Origin of the sequence: Corallococcus sp. Z5C101001 (assembly GCF_007352635.1) — a bacterium.
In the GTDB taxonomy this organism is placed as follows: Bacteria; Myxococcota; Myxococcia; order Myxococcales; family Myxococcaceae; genus Corallococcus; species Corallococcus silvisoli.
Window position 1 is genome coordinate 949,402 of record NZ_VKLU01000001.1, and the last position, 22,460, is coordinate 971,861.

Sequence of the window (22,460 nt, forward strand, 5' to 3'; positions counted from 1 at the left end):
GGAAGACCGGGTTTCGACATGAATCGACTCATCTCCGCTTGTCTCCACTATCGGCTCATCCCCATCGCGGCCGCGGCCCTGCTGCTCGTGCTGGGCTACGCGAGCCTTCGCGGCATGCCGCTGGATGTCTTCCCGGAGTTCGCGCCCCCGCTGGTGGAGATCCAGACGGAGGTCCCGGGCCTGTCCAGCCTGGAGGTGGAGAAGCTGGTCACCACGCCGCTGGAGAACGGCCTCGCGGGGGTGCCGGCGCTGAAGACGCTCCGCTCCAAGTCCGTGCTCGGGCTCTCCTCCGTGGTGCTCATCTTCGAGCGGGGCTCGGACCTGTTCCGGGCGCGACAGCTGGTGCAGGAGCGGCTGGCGCGCATCGCCGCCACGCTGCCCTCGGTGGCGCGGCCCCCGGTGATGCTCTCTCCCGTGTCGGCGACGAGCCGGGTCCTCAAGGTGGGCCTGCGCTCCGACACGCTGGACCGGATGGCGCTGTCGGAGGTGGCGCGGTGGACCCTCCGCCCCCGGCTGATGGGCATCCCGGGGGTGGCGAACGTCGCCATCTGGGGACAGCGGGACCGCCAGTTCCAGGTAAGGGTGGACCCGGAGCGGCTGCGCGCCGCGAACCTCCAACTGGACGACGTGCTCCGGGTGGCGCGCGCCGCGAGCCTGCCGTCCTCCGGAGGCTTCATCGACACGCCCAACCAGCGGCTGGCGGTCACCCTCCCGGGGGCCACCACGCTGGCGGCGCTGGAGGAGGTGCCGGTGGCCTTCCGCAACGGAGCGTCCATCCGGCTCGCGGACGTGGCGACGGTGCAGGAGGGGCATCCGCCGCCCATCGGCGAGGGCATCGTCGACGGCGAGGCGGGCATCCTCCTCATCGTCGAGAAGCAGCCCTGGGGCAACACGCTGGAGGTCACCGAGCAGGTGGAGGCCGCGCTCGAACAGCTGCGTCCGGCGCTCCAGGGCGTCACCGTGGTCCCCGGCATCTTCCGTCCGGCGACCTTCATCGAGACCGCGGTGGGGAACCTCCAGCACGCCGTGCTGCTCGGCTGCGTGATGGTCATCGTGGTGCTGTTCGCCTTCCTCCAGGACGTGCGGACGGCGGCCATCAGCCTCGTCGCGATCCCGCTCTCGCTGGTGGGCGCGGTGGTCGCCCTGCGCCTGGTGGGGGCGACCCTGGACACCATGGTGCTCGCGGGGCTGGTGCTCGCGCTGGGCGAGGTGGTGGATGACGCCATCATCGACGTGGAGAACGTGCAGCGGCGCCTCTCGGAGAACCGCGCGCTGGGCAGCCCCCGCTCCGCCTTCCAGGTGGTGCTCGACGCCTCGCTGGAGGTCCGCAGCGCCGTCGTCTACGCGACGGTCATCGTCGTCCTCGTCTTCCTGCCGGTGTTCCTGCTGGAGGGCGTGAGCGGCGCCTTCTTCCGTCCGCTCGCGGTGGCGTATGTCCTCGCGGTGGGCGCGTCGATGGCGGTCGCGCTCACGCTGACCCCGGTGTTGTGCCTCATGTTCCTGTCGAAGCGGGGGGAGGAGCGGGCGCCCCGGCTGGGAGGGTGGCTGCGCGAGCGCCTCCGCCCGCTGGTGGCCTGGATGATGGACCGGCCCCGGCTGGCGGTCCGGAGCGTGCTCGCCGTGCTGCTGGCGGGAGGCCTCCTCGCGGCGTGGCTGGGCGAGGGGTTCCTGCCCCACTTCCAGGAGTCGGACTTCCTCATGCACTGGGTGGCGAAGCCGGGGACGTCCGGCGACGCCGTCCTCCGCACGGCGCTGCGCGCCAGTGAGGAGCTGCGAGCCATTCCAGGCGTCCGGCACTTCGGCGCGCACATCGGCCGCGCGGAGGTGGCTGACGAGGTGGTGGGCCCCAACTTCGCGGAGCTGTGGATCAGCCTGGGCCCCGTCGACGACTACCCGGCGACCGTCCAGCGCATCCACGAGGTGGTGGAGGGCTACCCCGGGCTCTACCGCGACGTGCAGACGTACCTCCAGGAGCGCATCAAGGAGGTGCTCAGCGGCGCGAGCGGCTCCATCGTGGTGCGCGCCTCGGGGCCGGACCTGGACACGCTCCGCTCCAAGGCCCGCGACATCGAAGCGAGGCTGCGCGGGATTCCCGGCGTGGTGAACCTGAAGGTGGAGCCCCAGGTGCTGGTGCCCCAGCTCCAGGTGCGGCTGGAGCCGGAGGCGGGCCGCCGGCTGGGGCTCACGCCGGGAGACGTGCAGCGCGCGGTGGCCACGCTGCTCCAGGGCACGAAGGTGGGCGAGGTGTACCGCGACGAGCGCACGCTCGATGTCGTCGTGTGGGGCGAGGAGTCGCTGCGCCAGGACGTGGCCGCCGTGAAGTCCCTGCGCCTGGTGGCCCCCTCGGGCATGCCCTACCGGCTGGGCGACGTGGCGCGCGTGGAGATGGTCTCCGTCCCGAACGTCATCCAGCACGAGGGCGCGTCCCGCAGGCTGGACATCACCTGCGACGCCCAGGGCCGCGCGCTGGGGGCGGTGGTCACCGACATCCGGGCCGCGCTCTCCGGACTGGACTGGCCGGTCGGCCACCACGCCGAGGTCCTGGGCGAATACGCCGAGCGCCAGGGCGCGCGGACGCGGCTGCTGGCCTTCTCCCTCCTCGCGGTGCTGGGCATCGCCCTGGTCCTCTACCTGGACTTCCAGTCGCCGCGGCTGGTGGCCTTCACCCTGGGGACGCTGCCCTTCGCGCTGGTGGGCGGCGTGGTGGGGGTGCTGCTCACCGGGGGCGTCGTCTCGCTGGGCTCCCTGGTGGGGTTCGTCACCGTGCTGGGCGTCGCCGCGCGCAACGGCATCCTCCTGGTGAGCCACTACCGTCACCTGGAGGCCAGCGAGGGCGTCCCGTTCGGACGCGAGCTGGTCCTGCGCGGGACGCTGGAGCGGCTCCAGCCCATGGCGATGACCACGCTGACGACGGCGCTGGCGCTGGTGCCGCTGGTGGCGGGGGGCCTGCGGCCGGGGCAGGAGATCGAACACCCCATGGCCGTGGTCATCCTGGGCGGACTGGTGTCGTCCGCCGTGCTCAACGTGCTGCTCGTCCCCTCCCTGTACCTGCGCTTCGGGAGGGGAGCGGGGGCGGCTTAGAGCTGGATCTTGAAGCCGCCAATGAGCGTGCGGGGCGCGTTGGGGCGGGCGCCGTAGGGACGGCGGCCGACGATGACGGCCTCATCCAGGATGTTGCGGCCGCTCACGTAGAGCTGTCCCCAGCGGGTGATGTTCCAGCTGGCGTTCACGTCGAACGTCAACAGGGCCCCCGTCTTCAGGCCCTCGGGGATCTCCCCCTGGCCCGCCTGCTCGCGCATGCTGGCCAGATAGGTGGAGCTGATGAAGGCACCCCAGCGCGCGCCCTCGATGCCGATGGAGGCGTAGAGCTGGTGGTGGGGCACGTACGGCAGCTCGTCGCCGACCACCACGTTGCCGAACTGGGGATCCGAAGAACGGAAGTCGTTGAGCAGCTTCGTGCGCGTGAACGTGTACGCCACCGTCAGCGGGAAGGTGATGCCCCCGCCCGGACGGAAGGTCTTCTCCGCGAAGGCCTCCAGGCCGTAGATGTTCGCCTCGCCCGCGTCCACCTGCCGGTCCAGGTTGTCGTTGAGACAGCCGTTGGAGAAGGTGCAGACGTCGGTGAGGTTGGAGTAGTCGTTGAAGAAGCCCACGACCTCGAAGCGCTCGCTGCGCCGCGCCCAGCGCGCGCCGGCCTCGTAGTTGACGCTCTTCTCCGGACCCACGGCCTGGGGCTGTCCCGGCGCGGGCGGGGAGAAGCCCCGGTAGGCGCCGGCGAACAGGCCCAGCGCGGGGGTGAGCGCGCCATAGACGCCCACGCCCGGCATCAGCGCCTCCAGCGACCCGTGCTGCACGGTGTCCGCCAGCTTGTCCGCGGACTTGGAGCGGATGATCTCCAGGCGGACGCCGGGCGTCACCACCAGCGGGCCCCAGGCGATGGCGTCCGTCGCGTGCAGCGCGAGCGCGTGCGTGGAGTCCTTGTTGTCGGCGGTGACCTCCGTGGTGCCGCCCTCGGCGACCAGCTCGCCGCTGACCATGCGGAAGCCGTCCTGCGTGTGGCGGCGGTCGATGCTGTCGAAGTGGTAGCGCACGCCGAACTCGGCGTTGTGCGACAGCGGGCCCGTCTTCGCCGTCCAGCGGGCGATGCTCTGGATGCCCTGGTTGACGAAGACGCGGTGGTTGGGGCCGATGAGGATGGTCTCACCGGGCGTGGACGAGTCCTGCTCGCCCGTGAGCACGGCGTAATAGATGGCGTTGCGCGCGCTCGTGGGGTCCGCCAGCACGTCGGAGATGGAGATGCCCCGGAAGCCGTTCACCTTGCGCCAGGTGCGGTCCAGGTCCTGGCGGTACAGCGACGTCGTCACCGCGACGTCGCGCCCCTCCAGCACGTGGCTGAGCACCGCCTGGGTGCGGTGCCACTGCATGTGGTCGAACTGGCTGGCCTTGTAGCGGCGCAGCGGGTTCGCCGCGAAGTCCGCGTCCGACAGGCCCAGGTACGTCTCGTTGGAGCCCTCGTCGGAGTAGCCCAGCTTGAGCTGGAGCGTCTGGCGCAGCTCCCCGTCCGGCACCAGCCGGTAGCGCGCCTTGGCCATCCATTCGTTGCGGTGGAAGCCGGTGGTGGCGTCGCTGTTGTCGATGTCCTTGAAGCCGTTGCTGCGCAGGTGCACGCCTTCGATGAGGAAGCCCGCCCGCTCCGTGCTGGCGCCGAAGAAGCCGTGCGCCTTGCCGTACAGGTACTGGCCGCCCGCGACGTCCAGGCCGAAGGACTCCTGCGCGGGGATGTCCCGGGTGATGAGGTCCACCGAGCCGCCCACCGTCTGCGGGCCCTGCTGCACGGACGAGGGGCCCTTGAGCACGCGCACCGACTGCATGCGCGTCATCAGCGGGAAGTAGTACGCGGCGGGGGCGGAGTAGGGCGCCGGCCCGAAGAGGATGCCGTCCTCCAGCAGCGTCACCTTCTTGCTGCGGTCCGGGTTGACGCCGCGCAGGCCCAGGTTGGGCCGCAGGCCGAAGCCGTCCTCGCCGCGGCCGTACACGCCCGGCACGGACTGGAGGATGGCCTGGGGGTCGTCCAGCTCGTAGCGCTGGAGCTTCTCCGGCTTGAGGATGTGGATGGAGCCGCTCGTCTTCGCCTCGGACGTGCCCACCACCACGCTCTCGAACCGGCGGTTGTCGGCGGGCGGGGCCTCGACGACGGGCGCGTCGGACGGCGCGGGTCCGGCGAGGGGAGGCTCCGAAGGCGGCGGGGCCTGGAGCGGCGCGTCGGCAGCGGCGGCGGAGCCCGGGACGGACGGGGCTCCGGCGGCGGCCGGCTCGGGCGCGGGCTCGGAGGCCGGCGGCGGTGCCAGCGGGGTCTCCGAGGGGGGCGGGGAGGCCTCTTGCGGCGCGGGCGCCTGCGCCAGGGCCAACGAGGAGACGACGAAGGAGACGACTGCGACTGCCCAGGCCGGTGCACCCATGAAGACGAAGACTCCCGGAGGAACGTGCGAAGAAGCGCGGCGGCCGACCGGACCGACGGGGGCGTGACGCGTCCCCGCCGGTCCTGGAAGACCGCGCTACAGCGACCGCGTGGACGTCTACTGCGCCTCGGCGGCGCCCGCGACGACGATCTTCCCGTCGGACTGCACGGTGATGCCGCGCGCGGCCTCGTCCAGCTTGCCGGCGATGATGTTCACCGTGACGATGCCGCCGGTGCCGAAGGTGGTGTCGCGCGTGCCATCCAGGTTGAAGCGGGCGACCGCGAAGCGGTTGTCACCCCCTTCGGTGACGAAGCCCGCGGCGTACACCTTGTTGTCCGGGCCGAACGTCACGCCCCAGAAGCGGTCGTTCTCCGTCTCGGAGAAGGGCACCGCGCCGGCGAACTCCGCGCCCGTCGTGATGTTGCGGATGAGCAGGATGGCGTCGTCGTCCTGTCCGCCACCCGCGCGGTAGCCCGCGGCCGCCACGTACTCGTCGGCGCCGATGTCCGCCTTCGCGACGTTGAAGAAGGCCTCGTCCGGACGGTCGAAGGAGTAGAGCTTGAAGCCCTCGTTGAAGCCGTCCGCGGCCGCCGGGTGGCCGTCCGGGGTGATCAGCACCGCCATCGCGTCGATGTTGCCCGACGTCGGGGTCCCGCTGCCCACCATGAACACGCGGTTGTCCTTCAGCACCACCGCGTCACGGCCGCGGTCGTTGTCACCGGCCAGGTCCAGGATGAACGCGCCGTTCGTGCCGTAGGTGGTGTCGAGCAGCCCCTCCGCCGTGTAGCGGAAGGAGATGAGGTCCACCGTGTTGCCCGCCACGCCCGCCGCGCGGCCATAGCCGGTGGTGACGTAGGCGCCCGTGGACTGGCGGACCGCCGCGTAGGCCTCGGAGATGCCCCACTCCTTGGTCGGGTCATTCGTGGCGAACGGCGCCGAGTTCAGCACGCCCTTGGAGCCGAACGTGTTGTCCACCGTGCCCGTGCTCTCCAGGCGCAGCAGCACGATGCGGTTGGCGGACTGCGCGCCCACGCCCGAGGGCTGCGACAGGTAGCCGGCGGACATGATCTTCCCGTCCGCCTGCACGAAGCCGTGGCGCGCGGAGTCGCCCAGGCCGCCGATGTCCAGCGCGTAGAAGCCCTTGCGCGCGTTGGCGGCGGGGGTCGCGTTGAAGGTCTCATCCAGCGCGCCGTTGGCGGTGAGGCGGGCCACCACGCGGTCGGTGTCCGTGCGCGTGCCCTCCGCCTTCTTCGTCGCGAACACCACCAGCCGGTCCTGCGCGTCGCGGCTGATGCCCCACATGGAGTCACGCACCGTGCCGGCGCCCGTGCCCAGGTTCACGCGCGAGATGCCGTTGCCGTTCGCGCCGAAGCTGTTGTCCACCGTGCCGTTGGCGTTCAGCCGCAGGAACGCCAGGTCCGTGTCCGGCGTGACGGTGCCAGCGTCGGTCCCCGCGTCGGTGCCAGCGTCAGTCCCCGCGTCGGTGCCAGCGTCGGTGCCGGCATCCGTCTGGGTGCCCGCGTCCGGCGTCGGCGTGGGCTCTTCGTCATCGCCGCAGCCGCCCAGGTAGGTCACGGCCAGGCCCAGGACCAACATGCTGGGCAGCAGCTTCTTGAAGCTCCGGTGCTTCCTCTGATTCGACATGTAAACCCTCGGGTAGGGTGCGATTGAAATGAGAACGATTCTCATTTTCAAACGCGTTGACGGGGCGCCTGAGTAGACCGCGAGTCCGGTGAAGTCAAGGCATCGGCCGACTGACACACGGTGCTGTTCATTGCGTCGAGAATGATTGTCAGTCTCAACTTTGGCTGATACTTCGACGGGCATGAGTGTCTTTCGAACCCGTCCCGAAGCGCCCTCCTGGCTGGGAGTGAGGGCCCTGGCGTTCACCGCGGTGCTGTGCGTGGCGTGCAGCGACGGCAAGCCCAAGCCGGTGCCGCCTCCGCCCGAGGGCGTGGATGTGCGCGTCGACCTGCTGAAGGCGGCGGGTGATTGCATCCTGGGGACGGCGCGGGACTTCCTGCCCAAGGCCACGACGTTGGAGCAGAGGACGGCGGCGCTCCGGGACGCCCCGGACGCGGCGGCCCAGGCGGCGGCGCGCACGGCGTTCCATGAGGCGATGGACGTCTGGCAGACGATGGAGGCGATGCAGGTGGGGCCGGCGGCGCCGCGCAGCAGCCCGGGTGGCGCGGAGATCCGCGACAACATCCACTCGTTCCCGCTCTACAACCGGTGCTCCATCGAGGAGCAGATCGTCTCCAAGGGCTACGAGTCGGCCAGCTTCTCCACCAGCCTGGTGACGCGGCGCGGGTTCCTGGCGCTGGAGTACCTGCTGTTCTACGAGGGCGCGGAGACGGTGTGCGGGCCCAACTCCGCCATCGTGGCGCAGGGCACGTGGGCGGCGCTGTCCGCGGAGGAGCGGGCGGCGCGCAAGCGGGCCTACGCGGCGGTGGTGGCGGCGGACGTGCGCAATCGCGCGCAGGCGCTGGTGGATGCGTGGGCGCCGGAGAGCGGCGACTTCTTGAAGACGCTGGCGACGGCGGGCTCCGGCAACAAGGTGTTCCCGACGACGCAGGTGGCGCTCAACGCGATGAGCGACGCGCTCTTCTACGTGGAGCGCGAGGGCAAGGACCAGAAGCTGGCGCGTCCGCTGGCGCTGCGCGACTGCGCGTCGGACACCTGTCCGGAGCTGCTGGAGTCGCAGTTCGCGGGCCGCTCGAAGCAGAACCTGCACCTGAACCTGGTGGGCTTCCGGCGCATCGTGGACGGCTGCGGGCCGGACTACACGGGCATCGGCTTCGACGACGTGCTGGCGGCGGCGGGCGCGGAGGCGGTGGCCACGCGGCTGCGGCAGCAGGTGTTGGAGGCGGAGGCGGCGCTGGCCGCGGTGGAGGAGGACGACCTGCGGCAGGCGCTGGCGCAGGACAAGGCGTCCGTGCAGGCGGTCTACACCGAGTTCAAGGGCATCACGGACCTGTTGAAGACGGACTTCATCACCACGCTGGACCTGGAGCCGCCCGCGGGCCTCGAGGGAGACAATGACTGACGCGCCTGGCGCCGGGGGCGTGACGTCCTCGCGCCCCGTGGCGCGGGTGTGGGCGTGGTTGCTGGCGCCCCGGGACATCGCCGCGCTGGCGGCGTTCCGGGTGGCGCTGGGCCTGCTCATCGCCGTTTCGGCGGTGCGCTTCCTGGCCTACGGCTGGGTGGGCGTGCTGTTCGCGCAGCCTCGGTTCCGCTTCACCTATTGGGGGTTCGGCTGGGTGCCCGTCATCCCAGGCCCTTGGATGCCCGCGCTCTTCGTGGCGCTGGGCGTGCTGGGGGTTCTGCTGATGGTGGGGCTGTTCTACCGGGTCACGGTGGTGCTGCTCTTCGCGGTGTTCGCGTACGTGCAGCTGCTGGACGTGACGAACTACCTCAACCACTACTACCTCGTGAGCCTGCTGCTGGCGCTGTTGTGCTTCGTGCCGGCGCACCGGGCCTTCTCCGTGGACGCGTGGCGCAAGCCCGCGCTGCGGAGCGACTGGCTGCCGGCGTGGTGCACGGTGCTGCTGCGCTTCCAGGTGTCCGTCGTCTACGTGTTCGCGGGGCTGGCGAAGGTCACGAACGACTGGCTGGTGCACGCGCAGCCGCTCAACATCTGGCTGGCCGCCCGCACGGGACTGCCGTGGGTGGGGCCCCTGCTGGAGCAGCGCTGGGTGGCCTACGCGGCGGCCTGGGGCGGGATGCTCTTCGACAGCACCATCGTGCTGTTCCTGCTGTGGCGCCGCACGCGGCCCTTCGCGTACGTCGTGGTGCTGGGGTTCCACGCGGTGACGTTCGTGCTGTTCCCCATCGGGATGTTCCCCTTCATCATGGTGACGGGGGCGCTGGTGTTCTTCGACCCGTCGTGGCCGCGCGCGCTCCTCGCCCGGGTGCGGCGGCGGCCCGTCCCCGCTCCCCCAATCCCGCCCACGGCGGCGGTGGCGCCGGGCTGGAAGGGCCAGCTGGCGCTGGGGGCGGCGGCGGTCTACGCGCTCCTCCAGTTGGCGCTGCCGCTGCGCACCCACGCGTACGGGGGCAACGTGCTCTGGCACGAGCAGGGGATGCGCTTCTCGTGGCGGGTGATGACGCGGGAGAAGAACGGGAGCGCGACGTTCATGGTGCGCGACAGCGTCACCGGCCGCGAGTGGCACGTGCCGCCCAGCCAGTACCTCACGCGGCTTCAGGAGCGGGAGATGGCGGTGCAGCCGGACCTCATCCTGCAACTGGCCCACCGCATCGCCCGGGACTTCGAGGCGACCACGCACCACCCCGTGGAGGTGCGGGCCGACGTCCGCGTGTCCCTGAACGGCCGGATGTCGGAGCGGCTGGTGGACCCCACGGTGGATCTGTCGAAGGAGGAGGACGGCCTGGGACCCAAGGCGTGGATCCTCCCCGCGCCGGAGGGGCCGCCGGTGCACCTGCGTCCCACGCGCGCCGCGCAGGCGCGGAGCCCTGGCGCCTGACGTCCCGTCAGCCCAGGGTCAGCAGGGCACCGCAGACCATCAGCCCGACGCCCACGACGAGCTTCCACGACATGGGCTCGCCTAGCAGGCCCCACGCCAGCACGAGCGTGAGCGCCAGGCTGAGCTTGTCGATGGGGGCCACCCGCGAGGCGGGCGCGAGCTGGAGCGCGCGGAAGTAGGCGAGCCACGACAGGCCCGTGGCCACGCCGGAGAGCGCGAGGAAGAGGAGGGTGCGCCGGCTGAGGGTGGGGAGCGCCGCCCCCTCGCCCCGGGCCAACGCGATGGTCCAGGCGAAGGCGAGCACCACCACGGTGCGCAGGGCGGTGGCGAGCGTCGAGGGCACTCCCTCCACGCCCACCTTGCCGAGAATGGCCGTCAGCGCGGCGAAACCCGCGGAGGCCAGGGCGTAGATCCACCACGTCATGTGTGACTCCTGGGCGCGGGCCCGACTCCAGTGACGGCTCCGCCGTGCCCGTCATTCTCGCGGCTTTCAGCGCTCGCGGAAGACGGCTTCCATGTTGTTCCCGTCCGGATCCAGGACGAACGCGGCGTAATACCCGGGCGGATAACCCGTGGCGGGGTCGCGAAGTCCCGGCGGACCGTTGTCCGTGCCGCCCGCACGCCCATCACGTCCTCCACCGTGCGGCCCGCCTTCCAACACCTACTCCGTGGCCAGAGCGTGCCTGAACGCATCCCTGCCGAGCCCTGGGGGCAGCGCAGCGAGCGCGTCGGTGCCGTTCGGTACCGTGCGCAGCATGACAACCACGATTGCCGCGCGTTGGCGGCTCCGCCTCGCTGTCCATCTGGCTGGAGCGCTGTCCCTGTCTGCATGCGCCGAAGGCGCCATGTCCACGGCGAGCGGCGTCCGCAGATGGGTGGGCCCTCAGGTCACGGTCCCAGGTGGCGGGCAATTCAGGACAAACATCTTCTACGGCCCGTGGCAGTGCAGTCAGCAGCTCATGAACTACTGCCGCGATAAGTGCACCGGGGATGGATTCGCGCTCCAGGGATGCGTCTGGCTCGCGGACGTGAAGATGGACTTCGACGGCGACGTGGTCCGTGCGGGCTCCAGGTTCGGCATCACCAACTGCTGCTGTAACTATCCGGCCCTGAGCGTCAGCCAGAACGCAACGGCGCGGGGACGCTGGGAGTCCATCCGCGATGGCTTCCGCGAGCGCTGGGCAGAGAAGTTCGGCCAGTGGCCCACCGACGCCAGCGGGAACAACTATCCGGCCCACCACATCCGCGACCTCAAGCACGGCGGTAACCCGACCGACTGGGACAACATCATCCCCTATCCGTCCGAACTGCATTCCGGCCTGAATCAGGTCTACAACCAGTGCTACGCGGGACAGCCCCCGTGGACGATCGTCGGGGGCAGCTACCCCTACGGAGAGTAGCCACATGCCGACGATGACCGAACTCCTGAACGTCGTGGCGGCCCAGCACTATCCGCACCCGCCCGCGACGGCCGCGGCGGTCGAGGCGTTCGAGCATCGCATGGGATGGCGCCTGGACCCGGACCTGCGTGCTTTCTACTCGCGTTTCGATGGAGCGAAGCTGTTCCGCGGCTCCAACGCGCCCTACCAGATCCTGCCACTCGCAGAGGTGCGTCGCGCTCGGGTGGTCATGTCCCAAGCCGACACTGACGCGGCGGGCCCCGCGTCCTGGTACGCGGTGTGCCAGCTCCAGGACAGCAACTACGTGCTCCTGGACGTGGGGCAACAGTTCGATGGGCGCTATCCCCTCCGCGATGGATATCGCGAGGGATTTCCGGACCCGTACTACTGCCCGGTCATCGCCCACTCGTTCGCGGAGTTCCTGGCGGGCGCGCTGGCGGCCGCTGGGAGGTCATACTGGCTGAAATCCATCGAAGAAGAGGGGCAGTGAGGCCAAGGCGCGGCGCCTTGCTGTCCTGCTGACGCGGTGCCGCCTGCGGCACGGGCGGCGGTGCCACCGCGCACGCACACTCCGGATTCGCTTCGGCCAACTGCTCTCGGCTTTCATCCATCAGCCGCGAAGCAACCCGACATCGCGCCCCCTGCCAGTAACACTCCCTCCAGCCTTCAAACTGCTCGGCTTTCAGCGCTCGCGGAAGACGGCTTCCATGTTGTTGCCGTCCGGATCCAGGACGAACGCGGCGTAATACCCGGGCGGATAACCCGTGGCGGGGTCGCGAAGTCCCGGCGGACCGTTGTCCGTGCCGCCCGCTCGGAGGCCCGCCGCGTGGAAGGCGTCGACCTGGGCGCGGCTTCCTGCCGCGAAGGCCGTGTGCTGCTTCACACCAGGAGGATGGAAGCGATCAATCCAGAAGACGGGATGGGCGCGGCCGTAACCAATGCCGTCGCTGCCCTCGCCCTCTGGAAGCTGCATGACCCGGTGGAGGCCGAGCGCGCCCAGCGCCGCGTCGTAGAAGGCGGCGGAGCGGGCCATGTCCGCCACCCCGATGCCCGTGTGGTCGATCATTGAGGCCATCCCACTCCACGCGGGCTGGCCGCTCCAGTCCGCTCACGCCGCCTGTGTCCCTGTCCCAACGGTCGGCCGGACAATCACCTCATCCACGTCCGCGGGTGACTCCAGCGTGAAGCCACTCGCGCGGGTGGGCCCGGGCGGATCCACGACGGTCGCGCCATCCTGGAGGGAGGGGCAGGCATGCCGCGCGAACGCCTGTCGGTCCACATCGCGGGCCCTGTCGTCCGGTCCTGGACCGCCCCAAGGGATGAAAGTCGCGCCGCCCCCTGTCCAATGCCCTCGTCCGTCACCAGTTCCCTGGGGCGGAATGGATCCATCGCGGGGGGGCATCAATGTCGGGATTGGGGGACGAGGGATTGCCGGAGCTCATTCCGGACAGACCGTCGTCGCGCCTGCCGGGGTTTCACCGTCGCGACATGGATTCGCGGTGGCGGGAACTGGCGCGGCGAGGCGACGTCTCACCGGAGGACCTGCGGGTGCTGCGGGCCTTGGGCACGCCCTCCTTCGACATCGTCAACCAGATGATCGAGAACGCGGTGGGGGTGTTCGCCCTGCCGCTGGGTCTGGGATTGAACCTCACCGTCAACGGGTGTGATCACCTGGTGCCCATGGCGGTGGAGGAGCCGTCGGTGGTGGCCGCGGTGTCGTTCGCGGCGAAGGTGGTGCGCGAGGCGGGCGGCTTCACCGCGGACGCGGACCCCTCCCTGATGATTGGTCAGGTGCAGCTCACCCGCTACGGCGTACCGGAGGTCGCCCGGGAGCGCCTGCTGGCGGCCCGGGAGCAGCTGCTCGCCCTGGCCAACAGCTTCCACCCGGCGCTCCAGCGGCGGGGCGGCGGCGCGCGCGACGTGCAGGTGCGCATCCTGCCCGCGCCCGAGGGCCCGCAGGGTGAACCGCTCTTCATCGTGCACCTCGTGGTCGACACGCGGGAGGCCATGGGCGCCAACCTCATCAACACCATGGCGGAGGGCGTGGCGCCGCTCATCGAGCAGCTCACCGGAGGCCGCGTCTTCGTGCGCATCCTCTCCAATCTGGCCGACCAGCGGCTGGCGCGCGCCTCCTGCCGCATCCCCGTGGAGGCGCTGGCGGACTTCGACCTGCCGGGCGAGGACATCGCGGAGGGCATCCTCCAGGCGAGCCGCTTCGCGGAGGCCGACCCCTACCGCGCCGCCACGCACAACAAGGGCGTGATGAACGGCATCGACGCGGTGGCCATCGCCACCGGCCAGGACTGGCGGGCCATCGAGGCCGGCGCGCACGCCTATGCGTGCCGCAAGGGCCGCTACGGTCCGCTGTCGCGCTGGACGCTGGAGCAGGGCCACCTGGTGGGGCGCATCGAACTGCCGCTGGCGCTGGGCATGGTGGGCGGGCCCATCCAGGTGCACCCCGGCGCCCAACTGGGCCTCAAGCTGCTTCGCGTCGGCTCCGTGCGCGAGCTGGCCATGGTGTTCGCGGCGGTGGGGCTGGCGCAGAACTTCGCGGCGGTGCGCGCCCTGGGGTCGGTGGGCATCCAGAAGGGCCACATGGCGCTGCACGCGCGGTGTGTCGCGGTCACCGCGGGCGCGCGCGGCATGGACGTGGAGAAGGTGGCGGTGCTGCTCGTGGAGCGCGGCAGCGTCAAGGTGGAGACCGCGCGGGAGATCCTCGCCTCCCTCCAGGAGGCTCCCGCGCCATGAACGAGCCGGCGGGGGACGCGCCCTCCGTATTCACCCGGTGGGCCTCGGGTGTGCACCGGCACCGGGGCCGGGTGCTGGCGGGCACCCTCGCGCTCCTGGCCGCGGCGCTCTGGCTGCTGCTCCAGGGAGGGGCGCTCACCACGGGGACCATCGACGGCATCGAGGCCGCGCGGGCCGAGTCGCTGGCCCGGGGCGCCGCCGCGGGGTCGAACGACCAGACCCTGGCCGTCATCTTCCACCGCGACGACTGGACGGCGGAGGACCCGCGCTTCACCCAGGCGGTGACGCAGGTGCTGGCGCGCGTGGGGCGGCTGCCGGAGGTCGAATCGGTGGTGTCGCCCGTGGACGCGCCGCCGGCCATCCGCGCCCGCTTCGTGGCGAAGACGGGGCATGACCTGCTGGCGCTGGTGCGGCTCAAGGGCGGTGAGCGCGAGGCGACCGCCGCGTTCCCCGCCGTGCGGGAGGCGCTGGAGGATCCCCGCTTCCAGACGACGCTCACCGGCAAGGTGGCCTTCCTGGACGCGCTGAACCAGCTGCTGGAGCACGACCTGCTGCGCGCGGAGCTGCTCTCGTTCCCGCTGGCGCTGGTGGTGCTGCTGTGGGTGTTCCGGACGGTGGTGGCGGCCGTGCTGCCGCTGGTGGTGGGCGGGCTGGCGGTGCTCTGCGGCGTGGCGGGCGTGCTGCTGCTGTCGCGGTACACCAACATGGCCCAGTACACGCTCAACGTGGTGTCGCTCATCGGGTTGGGCGTGGCCATCGACTACTCGCTCTTCATCGTGAGCCGCTTCCGCGCGGAGCTCGCCGCGGGACTCACGACGGAGCGGGCCTTGATGCGCACGCTGGACACCGCCGGGAGGGCGGTGGCGTTCTCCGGGCTGGCCGTCGCCGTGGGGCTGGGCGGGCTGCTCTTCTTTCGCGGCTCCTACCTGAGCGCCATGGGGCTGGGGGGCGCGCTGGTGGTGGCCTTCGCCGTGCTCTTCGCGCTCACGGTGTTGCCCGCGCTGCTCTCGTGGCTGGGGCCGAGGGTGGACCGGGGGAGGCTGCCGTTCACACGCGGAGCGGGGCGCGGCGGCCTCTGGCATGCGCTGGCCACCTGGGTGATGCGGCATCCCTGGTGGGTGCTGTTGCCCACGCTCGCGCTCCTGCTGGCCATGGGGCTGCCGTTCCGGCGGCTGGAGCTGGCGGCCACGGACATCACGGCGCTGCCCGAGGACACGCCGGCGCGCCAGGGCGCGGAGCGGCTGGCCCGCCTGTTCCCGCGTGAGGCCGCCACGCGTGTACTGGTGGCGGTGGAGTTTCCGTCGGGGAACCCCCTGACGCCGGAGCGCGCCGGAGCCCTCTTCGATGCCAGCCGCCGCATCGCGGCCCTGCCCGGCGTGCTGGGCGTGGAGAGCGCGGTGGACCTGGTGCCCGGGATGGATCGCGCGACGGTGCAGCGGCTCGCGGCGGCGCCTCCCCAGGCGATGCCACCGGAGCTGGCCGCCTCCCGGGCCGCGTACCTCACCGGGAGCGTGGCGGTGATGCAGGTGCTGACGTCCGCGCCGCCCAGCAGCCGCGAGGCGCGGGACCTGGTCCGGACGCTGCGCGAGAACCGCGTCGTGGGCGATGGTCGTTGGGTGGTGGGGGGCCAGACGGCCACGGACGTGGACGCCGGGGCCTTCGTGCGCCACCACACGCCCGCGGCGGTGGGGTTCGTGATGGGGATGACGTGCCTGGTCCTCTTCGTGCTGCTGCGCTCGGTGGTGCTGCCGCTGAAGGCGCTCCTGATGAACGTGCTGTCGCTGGCCGGGTCGTTCGGGGCGCTGGTGTGGATCTTCCAGGAGGGACACCTGCACCGGCTGCTGCGCTTCGAGCCCGGCCCCATCGAACCGTCGCTGCCCATCCTGCTCTTCTGCGCCCTGTTCGGCCTGTCCATGGACTACGAGGTGCTGCTGCTCAGCCGGATCCGCGAGGAGTGGCTGCGCACGGGGGACAACACCCACGCCGTGGCCGAGGGGCTGGAGCGGACCGGCGGGCTCATCACCAGCGCGGCGGCCATCATGGTGGCCGTGTTCGCGGCCTTCTCGCTGGCGTCGGTGGTGGTGGTGAAGGCGATGGGAGTGGGCATGGCCATCGCGGTCGCGCTGGATGCGACGCTGGTCCGCGTGCTCATCGTCCCCGCGATGATGCGCCTGATGGGGGACCTGAACTGGTGGGGGCCCGGTCATCGCGGGCGTCCGCACGTGCGGGCGGAGGGGACGGAGGTGAGGCCATGAACGCGCGGGACCTGGGATGGGCGGCGGCGGGGGCGGCGGCGCTCGGTCTGTTGATGCACGGGCACCTGGGGCTGATGGCGGGCGTCCGGCGGCGCCCGGCGCCTTCCGGGAAGCGGTTCGACCCGCCGTCGGTGACGGTCATCCGCCCCATCCGAGGCCTGGACGTGGAGGCGCGCGCCAACGTGCGCGCGCTGCTCGACCTGGACTACCCCGGCGAGTGGGAGGTGCTCTTCATCTTCGACAGCGAGGACGACCCGGCGTTCGCTCCCACGCGGGAGGAGGTGGGCTCGCACCCGACGCGCGCGAAGCGGGTGGCGCTCATCGTGGCGGGCGAGCCCCCGGAGGGGATGACGGGCAAGCTCAACGCCATGCAGGTGGGGGTGGCCCGGGCCCGGGGAGACCTGCTGGCCTTCAGCGACTCGGATACGCGCCCCGAACCCGGCGGCCTGACGGCGCTGGTGGGGGCCCTGCTGGAGGACGCGCGCACGGGCGCCACGTTCGCGCCGGTGTACGCGGCGGCGGACACGCCCCTCGCGGGCGACGTGGGCTACGGGCTGCTGGTGAACGCGTGGTACGGCGCGTCGGTGGCGCGCACGGCGGGGCCGGATGGCGCGCTGCCCTTCATCATGGGGCAGCTGATGGTCTTCCGCCGCGAAGCGCTCGCGGCCATCGGGGGCGTGGGCTGCGCCGCCGGGCAGTTCGTGGATGACATGTACCTGGGGCGCCGGCTGCACGAGGCCGGGTGGAAGAACCGCGTCATCCACGCGCCCCTGCGCATCGTCACGGGGAACCTGGAGCTGCGCGCCTTCCTGCGCATCTTCCGGCGGTGGATCCTCTTCTCGGAGGCGGGGCTGCCCTGGGCCTTCGCGCGGCCCAACTGGGTGCGGGGGCTGGTGGGCTGGCTGTCGTGGGGCGGCCTGGTGACGGCGGCGTCGCGAAGGGCCTGGGGGCCCGCGGCCCTGGCGGCCCTGCCGATTGGCTTCTCCGTGTGGAGCCAGCTGCGGTTGCAGCGCGCCTGCCACGGGCCCCGCGTCGCGCCCCGGCACTTCTGGGTCCCGGCGGTGCTGCCGCTGCTGGGCGCGGGCGTGGCGCTGTCCACGCGGCTGTCTCGCGACGTGGACTGGCGCGGCCGCGGCTACCGGTTGGATGCGAAGGCTCGCCTGGGGGAGGCCCAGCCCGCCCGGGCCAGCGTGTAGACGGGACGGCGGACGCGACGATGCAGCCAACTCCCCATCTGCTCCACCGCGCTCGCCACGGTGCTCCGGAGCGGCGGTCCGGCCGAGCGCAGCAGCGGCGCGGCGGACCGCAGGTTCCCGCCCGGTCCGCTCGGCGAGAGCATCGCCGCGAAGGCGTGGCCCACGACGCTCAGGTACTCGCGGGCCATCACCCGCATGCGGGGCTCCTCGGAGGAGAGCAGGGCCATGGAGGCGCGCGCGCCGCGGGGGCTGAACTGCCAGTAGTGCAAGAGGCCCAGGCGCAGCGCCCGCATGCCGTCGTCCTGCCCCGCGAAGGCGCTGTAGAGCGCGGAGGCGAGCGCGACGCGGGTGCGCTGCGCCGGCCGCCGCTCGTGCGCGTAGTGTTCGAGCGCCCGGGGGATGTTCCCCCGGTGGTGGTACAGGGCCTCCTGCAATGCGCGGGCGTCGTGGAAGCACGACGCCATGCCGCTCGCGGTGAGCGGATGGCAGCACGCGGCGGCGTCGCCCACCAGCACGGCGCTCCCCATCCAGACGGTCTCCGACAGCCGGTCGTCGTTGGAGGCCATGCGCGGCGTGGGCTGCTGCTCCAGCGCCTGCCGGACCTCATCCCTCAACCGGGCGGGCAGCGCGAGCAGGTATTCCGGATGGGCCCTCAACATCTGGGCCGTGCTGCCCAGGGGGAGATCCACCATCACCCGCGCCACGCCAGGTTGGATGGCGTAGGCCAGCGCGTGCACGGGGCCGCCCACGAACTGGTGTCCGTGGTCGGGGTAGGGCAGGCAGGCGCTGTCCACGGTGACGCCCAGCATGGTGGAGATGCGCGTGAGGTGTTCGGCGATGCCCAGCATCCGCCGCACGGGCGACGCGCGTCCGTCCGCGGCCACGAGCAGCCGGGCGCTCAGGGTGTGCTCGGCCCCTTCATGGGAGAAGCGCACCCGCACGCCGTGCGTGTCGTTGTGCTCCACGGCCGTCACGCGGGCCCGGGTGCGCACGGTGACGCCGGGCCTCCGGGCCACCGACTCCAGGAGGGGAACGGTGAGGGCCGCATGCTCGAGCGACAGGCCCGTGACCCCGTTCCCGTAGGGCAGCAGGAGCGTGCGCGCGGGGGCATGGAAGCGCACCGCGAAGCCGCGCACCGGCTGGGCCGTCCAGGCATCCACGACGTCCCCGAAGCCCAGCGCGCGCAGGTCCCGCACCCCGGGAGGGTGAAGCAGCTCGCCCGCGAGCTGTTTGTGCCGGTCCACGCCCGCGTCCAGCAGCATGACGGACAAGCCCAGCTCGTGGAGCGCCGCCGCCACCGAGCACCCCGCGGGCCCACCACCGGCAATCACGACGTCGACGTCCAACACACGGCCCCCACTCGGTCTGAAGACACCTGGTCTGTCCTGTCATGGACGAGTTAGCCATTGAGTCGCCGTGCCGCACGCAGAGGAGGCAGGCATGAGGTTGCCGGGAGAGTCGTTCTGTCGCACGCAGCTGCCCCGGGTATCCCGGACGTTCGCGCTCAACATCCCCTTGCTGCCCGGGCCGCTGGACCTGGCGGTGACGGTGGCCTACCTGCTGTGCCGCATCGCGGACACGCTGGAGGACGAGGCCCCGGGGGCACTCCAGGGGCCCCTGCTCGACGAGCTGGGAGAGCTCGTGTGCCTGGGGCCGGACTGGGAGTCCCGCGCCAGCTCCTTCGCGAGGCGGGCGGGCCTCGCGCTGAGGCCGGAGGTCCCCGAAGCGGAAGCCGAGCTCGTCGCACGCACGCTCACGGTGCTGGAGACCCTGGCGGCGCTCCCCTCCTGGGTCCACCCGCATATCGCGCGGTGCGTTCGCACGATGACCGGTGGGATGAGACAGATGCAACGGCTGTACGGGGGCGACAGTCAGGTCATGGGCCTGCCCGACCTCCAGGCGACGTTCATGTATTGCTATTACGTGGCGGGCGTCGTGGGCGAGATGCTGACCGGGCTCTTCATCGCCGGCTCCTCGAGCGTCGCCCCCCGGCAGGAGCGGCTCGCGCCGCGGGCGCTTGCCTTTGGCCGGGCCCTGCAGCTCACCAACATCCTGAAGGACGTGCGCGAGGACCTGGACCGGGGCAGCTGCTGGCTGCCCAGGGACCGGATGTCCGCGCATGGGCTGACGCCAGCCACGCTCGCGCTGCCCGGCAGCCGAGCGCGGGCGGTGGCGCTGATGGAGGAGCTGGTGGCGGTGGCGCGGCGGGAGCTGGACGCGGCGCTCGAATACACGCTGGCCCTGCCCGCCGACGAACCCGGCCTGCGGCTGTTCTGTCTCTACCCCCTGTTCTTCGCGGTGATGACGCTCAACACGCTGGAGGGCAACCCCGCCGTGTTCGACCCCACCCCCGTGAAGATGAGCCGCGAGGCGGTGGGGATGCTGATGCAGCTCACGCAGGAGCGGGTGGCGTCCGACGACGCGCTGCGGGCGCTCTACGCCGAGTGCTCGCGGGCGCAAGCGGGGGTGGCGGAATGGCGGTGATGCGGCGGGCCCGCGCCACGCTGGCCCGGACCCAGGAGGCGGATGGCTCCTGGAAGGGGGACTACAGCGGCCCGCTCTTCCTGGGCGCGGTGTACGTGGCCGGGCTGTATGTGATGGGCCAGACCCCGGACGCGCGCACCCGGGAGGGGATGATCGCCTACCTGCGCGCCCACCAGAACGCGGATGGCGGATGGGGACTGGACGTGGAGTCGCCCAGCCTCGTCTTCACGACGGTGCTGGATTACGTCGCGCTGCGGTTGATGGGCGTTGGCCCCGCGGACCCGGGGCTCGTCCGTGCGCGGGAGTGGTTCCTCCCCAGGGGAGGGCCGCTGGCCAGCGCGTCCTGGGGGAAGTTCATCCTCGCCCTGCTGGGGCTCTACGAATACGACGGGCTGGCCCCCGTGCCTCCCGAGCTGTGGCTGTTGCCGCGAGCGCTGCCGTTCCACCCCTCGCGGCTGTGGTGCCATTGCCGCATGGTGTACCTGCCCATGGGCTGGCTCTATGGCCGCCGGGCCCGCGCGCCGGAGACGCCCCTGCTGGCCGAGCTGCGGCGTGAGCTGTATCCCCAGCCGTACGCGGACGTGGACTGGAAGCGCGCGCGCGGCCGGGTGGCCCCGTCCGACGCCTACAGTCCCCACGGGCCGTTGCTGCGCGCGGCGCACCGCGTGCTGGGGGGGTATGAGCGGATCCACTCGAAGCGGCTGCGGGCCCGCGCGCTGGATGAATCCCTGGCGCTGATTCGAGGAGAGGACGAGGCCACGCACCACCTCTGCATCGGGCCCATCAACAAGGTGCTCGACACGGTGGTGTGGCACCTGGCGCGGCCGGGAGGCCCGGAGGTGCGCGCCCACCTGGAGCGCCTGCCGGACTACCTCCAAGAGTCTGGCGGGGGCATCACCTTCAACGGCTACAACTCCTCGCAGCTCTGGGACACCGCGTTCGCGGTGCAGTCCCTGGTGGCCGCCGGACCGGACGCGGGGACGCGTGACACGCTGGAGCGGGCAGGGCGCTTCCTGGAGGCGGAGCAGGTGCTCGAGGACTCACCGCGCGCCGCGCGCTTCCACCGGCATCCGAGCCGGGGCGGCTGGCCTTTCAGCACGCGTGCCCACGGCTGGCCCATCAGCGACTGCACGGCGGAGGCGGTGAAGGCGTGTCTGTTGCTGGAGCCGCTCGGGCTCAACCGCGTGTCGCGCGAGCGGCTGGCGCAGGCGGTGGCGTTCATCCTGTCGCTCCAGAACCGCGATGGCGGCTGGGCCACCTACGAGCGGCAGCGGGGCCCGCGCTGGTTGGAGCGGTTCAACCCGTCGGACGTGTTCGCCGGCATCATGGTGGACACCAGCTATGTGGAGTGCACGTCGGCGTGCGTGCAGGCGCTGGCGGCGTGGCGGAGGGCACGACCGGAGGCGCCGGTGGGGCGGGCCATCGCGCGAGGCGCGGACTTCCTGCGCCGCCAGCAGCGCCCGGAGGGAGGCTGGGAGGGCTCCTGGGGCGTGTGCTTCAGCTACGGTACGTGGTTCGGGGTCAACGGGCTGGTGGCCGCGGGCGCCGCGAAGGACGACCCCGCGCTGCGCCGTGCGGCCACGTTCCTGAAGGCCCACCAGCGCGACGACGGCTCCTGGAGCGAGACCATCCAGAGCTGCCGTGAGCGCCGCTGGGTGGAGGGGCGCGCGGGGCACGCGGTGACGACGTCCTGGGCGGTGTTGTCGCTCGTGGCCACGGGCGACGCGGACTCCCAGTCCGCCCGCCGGGGTGTGGCGTGGCTGCGCGAGCGACAGGGGCCCGGAGGCCAGTGGCCCCAGGAGCCCCTGGCCGGCGTGTTCAGCCGCACCTGCGCCATCCACTACGACGCCTACCTGCGCATCTTCCCGCTGTGGGCGCTCGCGCTCGCGGAGCGCCCGGCCTCCAGCCTCAAGGCGAGCGGAGGTTGAGCGACCCCAGATAGTCCGCCTTGCCCAGGTTGACGCCGTTGTGACGGAGGATCGCGTACACGTGGGTGACGTGGAAGTAGAAGTTCGGCAGCGCGTGCTGGAGGAAGTAGTCCGCGCCGCTCATCACCTTGCCCTCCCAACGAGGCTGGGTGACGACGCGCTCCCCCGCGCCCTCGAAGTCCTTGGCGGTGAACCCATCCAGATAGGCCACCACCGAGCGGATGCGGGCGCCAAGCTCCTCCAGCGTCTGCTCCGTGTCGGGGTGGGACGGGGCGGCCTTGCCTGTCAGTCGTGACGCTCCGAGCTTCGCGGAGTCACAGGCGATCTGCACCTGCCGCGCGAACGGGAGCTGGTCCGGCGCCAGCCGGAACCCGCTGTAGATGTTCGGGTCGAAGGGCTTCGACTTGGCGAAGGTCGCCGCCGTCTCCAGCCACTTCTCCATCTGCCCGAGCTGCTTCTTCATCTGGGAAAAGGTCTCGAAGTACATGGCGCGCAAGCTAACCGTG

General features: G+C 71.6%; 16 protein-coding genes. 10 read left to right on the forward strand and 6 right to left on the reverse strand.

Translation table 11 applies throughout. From position 1 onward, the window contains the following. Positions 1 to 18: 18 nt before the first annotated feature. Positions 19 to 3,081, forward strand: coding sequence for an efflux RND transporter permease subunit (locus FOF48_RS03900; RefSeq protein ID WP_143898761.1), 3,063 nt, complete (start codon positions 19 to 21; stop codon positions 3,079 to 3,081). Here FOF48_RS03900 and FOF48_RS03905 read toward each other — a convergent pair. Both FOF48_RS03905 and FOF48_RS03910 read right to left on the reverse strand, forming a co-directional pair. Next, positions 3,078 to 5,459: a TonB-dependent receptor domain-containing protein gene (locus tag FOF48_RS03905; RefSeq protein ID WP_143898762.1), complete on the reverse strand. Its 2,382-nt coding sequence runs from the start codon at positions 5,457 to 5,459 to the stop codon at positions 3,078 to 3,080. The two genes, FOF48_RS03900 and FOF48_RS03905, sit on opposite strands and share 4 nt — an antisense overlap. A gap of 117 nt (positions 5,460 to 5,576) precedes the next feature. Continuing rightward, the gene (locus FOF48_RS03910; protein ID WP_143898763.1) at positions 5,577 to 7,103 is read right to left on the reverse strand and encodes a hypothetical protein; all 1,527 of its coding nucleotides are present in this window, start codon (positions 7,101 to 7,103) and stop codon (positions 5,577 to 5,579) included. A 181-nt stretch (positions 7,104 to 7,284) separates the two neighbouring features. Between FOF48_RS03910 and FOF48_RS03915 the strand changes: the two genes are divergently transcribed. Continuing rightward, the gene (locus FOF48_RS03915) at positions 7,285 to 8,505 is read left to right on the forward strand and encodes an imelysin family protein (protein WP_143898764.1); all 1,221 of its coding nucleotides are present in this window, start codon (positions 7,285 to 7,287) and stop codon (positions 8,503 to 8,505) included. Then, positions 8,498 to 9,943, forward strand: coding sequence for an HTTM domain-containing protein (locus tag FOF48_RS03920; protein WP_143898765.1), 1,446 nt, complete (start codon positions 8,498 to 8,500; stop codon positions 9,941 to 9,943). The genes FOF48_RS03915 and FOF48_RS03920 overlap by 8 nt, the downstream gene beginning before the upstream one ends. Positions 9,944 to 9,950: 7 nt before the next feature. On the opposite strand, the gene FOF48_RS03925 is transcribed toward FOF48_RS03920, so the two are convergent. Next, on the reverse strand, positions 9,951 to 10,367 hold the full coding sequence (locus tag FOF48_RS03925; protein WP_143898766.1) for an EamA family transporter: 417 nt from the start codon (positions 10,365 to 10,367) through the stop codon (positions 9,951 to 9,953). 535 nt (positions 10,368 to 10,902) lie between these two features. Here FOF48_RS03925 and FOF48_RS03930 point away from each other — a divergent pair. Then, entirely contained in the window at positions 10,903 to 11,343 is a 441-nt protein-coding gene (locus FOF48_RS03930; protein ID WP_255441855.1) for a hypothetical protein, read from the forward strand. Positions 11,344 to 11,356: 13 nt separating this feature from the next. Continuing rightward, positions 11,357 to 11,833, forward strand: coding sequence for an SMI1/KNR4 family protein (locus FOF48_RS03935; RefSeq protein WP_143899104.1), 477 nt, complete (start codon positions 11,357 to 11,359; stop codon positions 11,831 to 11,833). A 192-nt stretch (positions 11,834 to 12,025) separates the two neighbouring features. On the opposite strand, the gene FOF48_RS03940 is transcribed toward FOF48_RS03935, so the two are convergent. Beyond that, complete coding sequence (locus FOF48_RS03940; protein ID WP_370456544.1) at positions 12,026 to 12,418, reverse strand: VOC family protein; 393 nt, start codon at positions 12,416 to 12,418, stop codon at positions 12,026 to 12,028. A gap of 365 nt (positions 12,419 to 12,783) precedes the next feature. On the opposite strand from FOF48_RS03940, the gene FOF48_RS03945 reads away from it, so the two are divergent. Genes FOF48_RS03945 through FOF48_RS03955 form a run of 3 tightly spaced genes read left to right on the forward strand, consistent with a single transcriptional unit; the run spans position 12,784 to position 17,542 of the window. Continuing rightward, positions 12,784 to 14,091: a hydroxymethylglutaryl-CoA reductase, degradative gene (locus tag FOF48_RS03945; protein ID WP_143899106.1), complete on the forward strand. Its 1,308-nt coding sequence runs from the start codon at positions 12,784 to 12,786 to the stop codon at positions 14,089 to 14,091. Next, positions 14,088 to 16,346: an MMPL family transporter gene (locus tag FOF48_RS03950; RefSeq protein WP_143898768.1), complete on the forward strand. Its 2,259-nt coding sequence runs from the start codon at positions 14,088 to 14,090 to the stop codon at positions 16,344 to 16,346. Before FOF48_RS03945 ends, FOF48_RS03950 begins: the two co-directional genes overlap by 4 nt. Beyond that, entirely contained in the window at positions 16,343 to 17,542 is a 1,200-nt protein-coding gene (locus FOF48_RS03955) for a glycosyltransferase family 2 protein (protein ID WP_143898769.1), read from the forward strand. The genes FOF48_RS03950 and FOF48_RS03955 overlap by 4 nt, the downstream gene beginning before the upstream one ends. On the opposite strand, the gene FOF48_RS03960 is transcribed toward FOF48_RS03955, so the two are convergent. Then, positions 17,482 to 18,891, reverse strand: a complete 1,410-nt coding sequence (locus tag FOF48_RS03960; protein WP_143898770.1) for an NAD(P)/FAD-dependent oxidoreductase — start codon at positions 18,889 to 18,891, stop codon at positions 17,482 to 17,484. The two genes, FOF48_RS03955 and FOF48_RS03960, sit on opposite strands and share 61 nt — an antisense overlap. Positions 18,892 to 18,982: 91 nt before the next feature. Here FOF48_RS03960 and FOF48_RS03965 point away from each other — a divergent pair, with 91 nt between their 5' ends. Beyond that, the gene (locus FOF48_RS03965) at positions 18,983 to 20,026 is read left to right on the forward strand and encodes a squalene/phytoene synthase family protein (RefSeq protein WP_143898771.1); all 1,044 of its coding nucleotides are present in this window, start codon (positions 18,983 to 18,985) and stop codon (positions 20,024 to 20,026) included. After that, entirely contained in the window at positions 20,017 to 21,954 is a 1,938-nt protein-coding gene (locus tag FOF48_RS03970) for a 2,3-oxidosqualene cyclase (RefSeq protein WP_255441856.1), read from the forward strand. Before FOF48_RS03965 ends, FOF48_RS03970 begins: the two co-directional genes overlap by 10 nt. On the opposite strand, the gene FOF48_RS03975 is transcribed toward FOF48_RS03970, so the two are convergent. After that, positions 21,935 to 22,441, reverse strand: coding sequence for a DUF1993 family protein (locus FOF48_RS03975; protein WP_143898772.1), 507 nt, complete (start codon positions 22,439 to 22,441; stop codon positions 21,935 to 21,937). The genes FOF48_RS03970 and FOF48_RS03975 overlap by 20 nt on opposite strands. Between the last annotated feature and the right edge of the window lie 19 nt (positions 22,442 to 22,460).

Coding starts and splice junctions, on each gene's coding strand:
- FOF48_RS03900 (WP_143898761.1), top strand. CDS start 19: ATGAATCGACTCATCTCCGCTTGTCTCCACTATCGGCTCATCCCCATC.
- FOF48_RS03905 (WP_143898762.1), bottom strand. CDS start 5,459: ATGGGTGCACCGGCCTGGGCAGTCGCAGTCGTCTCCTTCGTCGTCTCC.
- FOF48_RS03910 (WP_143898763.1), bottom strand. CDS start 7,103: ATGTCGAATCAGAGGAAGCACCGGAGCTTCAAGAAGCTGCTGCCCAGC.
- FOF48_RS03915 (WP_143898764.1), top strand. CDS start 7,285: ATGAGTGTCTTTCGAACCCGTCCCGAAGCGCCCTCCTGGCTGGGAGTG.
- FOF48_RS03920 (WP_143898765.1), top strand. CDS start 8,498: ATGACTGACGCGCCTGGCGCCGGGGGCGTGACGTCCTCGCGCCCCGTG.
- FOF48_RS03925 (WP_143898766.1), bottom strand. CDS start 10,367: ATGACGTGGTGGATCTACGCCCTGGCCTCCGCGGGTTTCGCCGCGCTG.
- FOF48_RS03930 (WP_255441855.1), top strand. CDS start 10,903: ATGAACTACTGCCGCGATAAGTGCACCGGGGATGGATTCGCGCTCCAG.
- FOF48_RS03935 (WP_143899104.1), top strand. CDS start 11,357: ATGACCGAACTCCTGAACGTCGTGGCGGCCCAGCACTATCCGCACCCG.
- FOF48_RS03940 (WP_370456544.1), bottom strand. CDS start 12,418: ATGGCCTCAATGATCGACCACACGGGCATCGGGGTGGCGGACATGGCC.
- FOF48_RS03950 (WP_143898768.1), top strand. CDS start 14,088: ATGAACGAGCCGGCGGGGGACGCGCCCTCCGTATTCACCCGGTGGGCC.
- FOF48_RS03955 (WP_143898769.1), top strand. CDS start 16,343: ATGAACGCGCGGGACCTGGGATGGGCGGCGGCGGGGGCGGCGGCGCTC.
- FOF48_RS03965 (WP_143898771.1), top strand. CDS start 18,983: ATGAGGTTGCCGGGAGAGTCGTTCTGTCGCACGCAGCTGCCCCGGGTA.
- FOF48_RS03970 (WP_255441856.1), top strand. CDS start 20,017: ATGGCGGTGATGCGGCGGGCCCGCGCCACGCTGGCCCGGACCCAGGAG.
- FOF48_RS03975 (WP_143898772.1), bottom strand. CDS start 22,441: ATGTACTTCGAGACCTTTTCCCAGATGAAGAAGCAGCTCGGGCAGATG.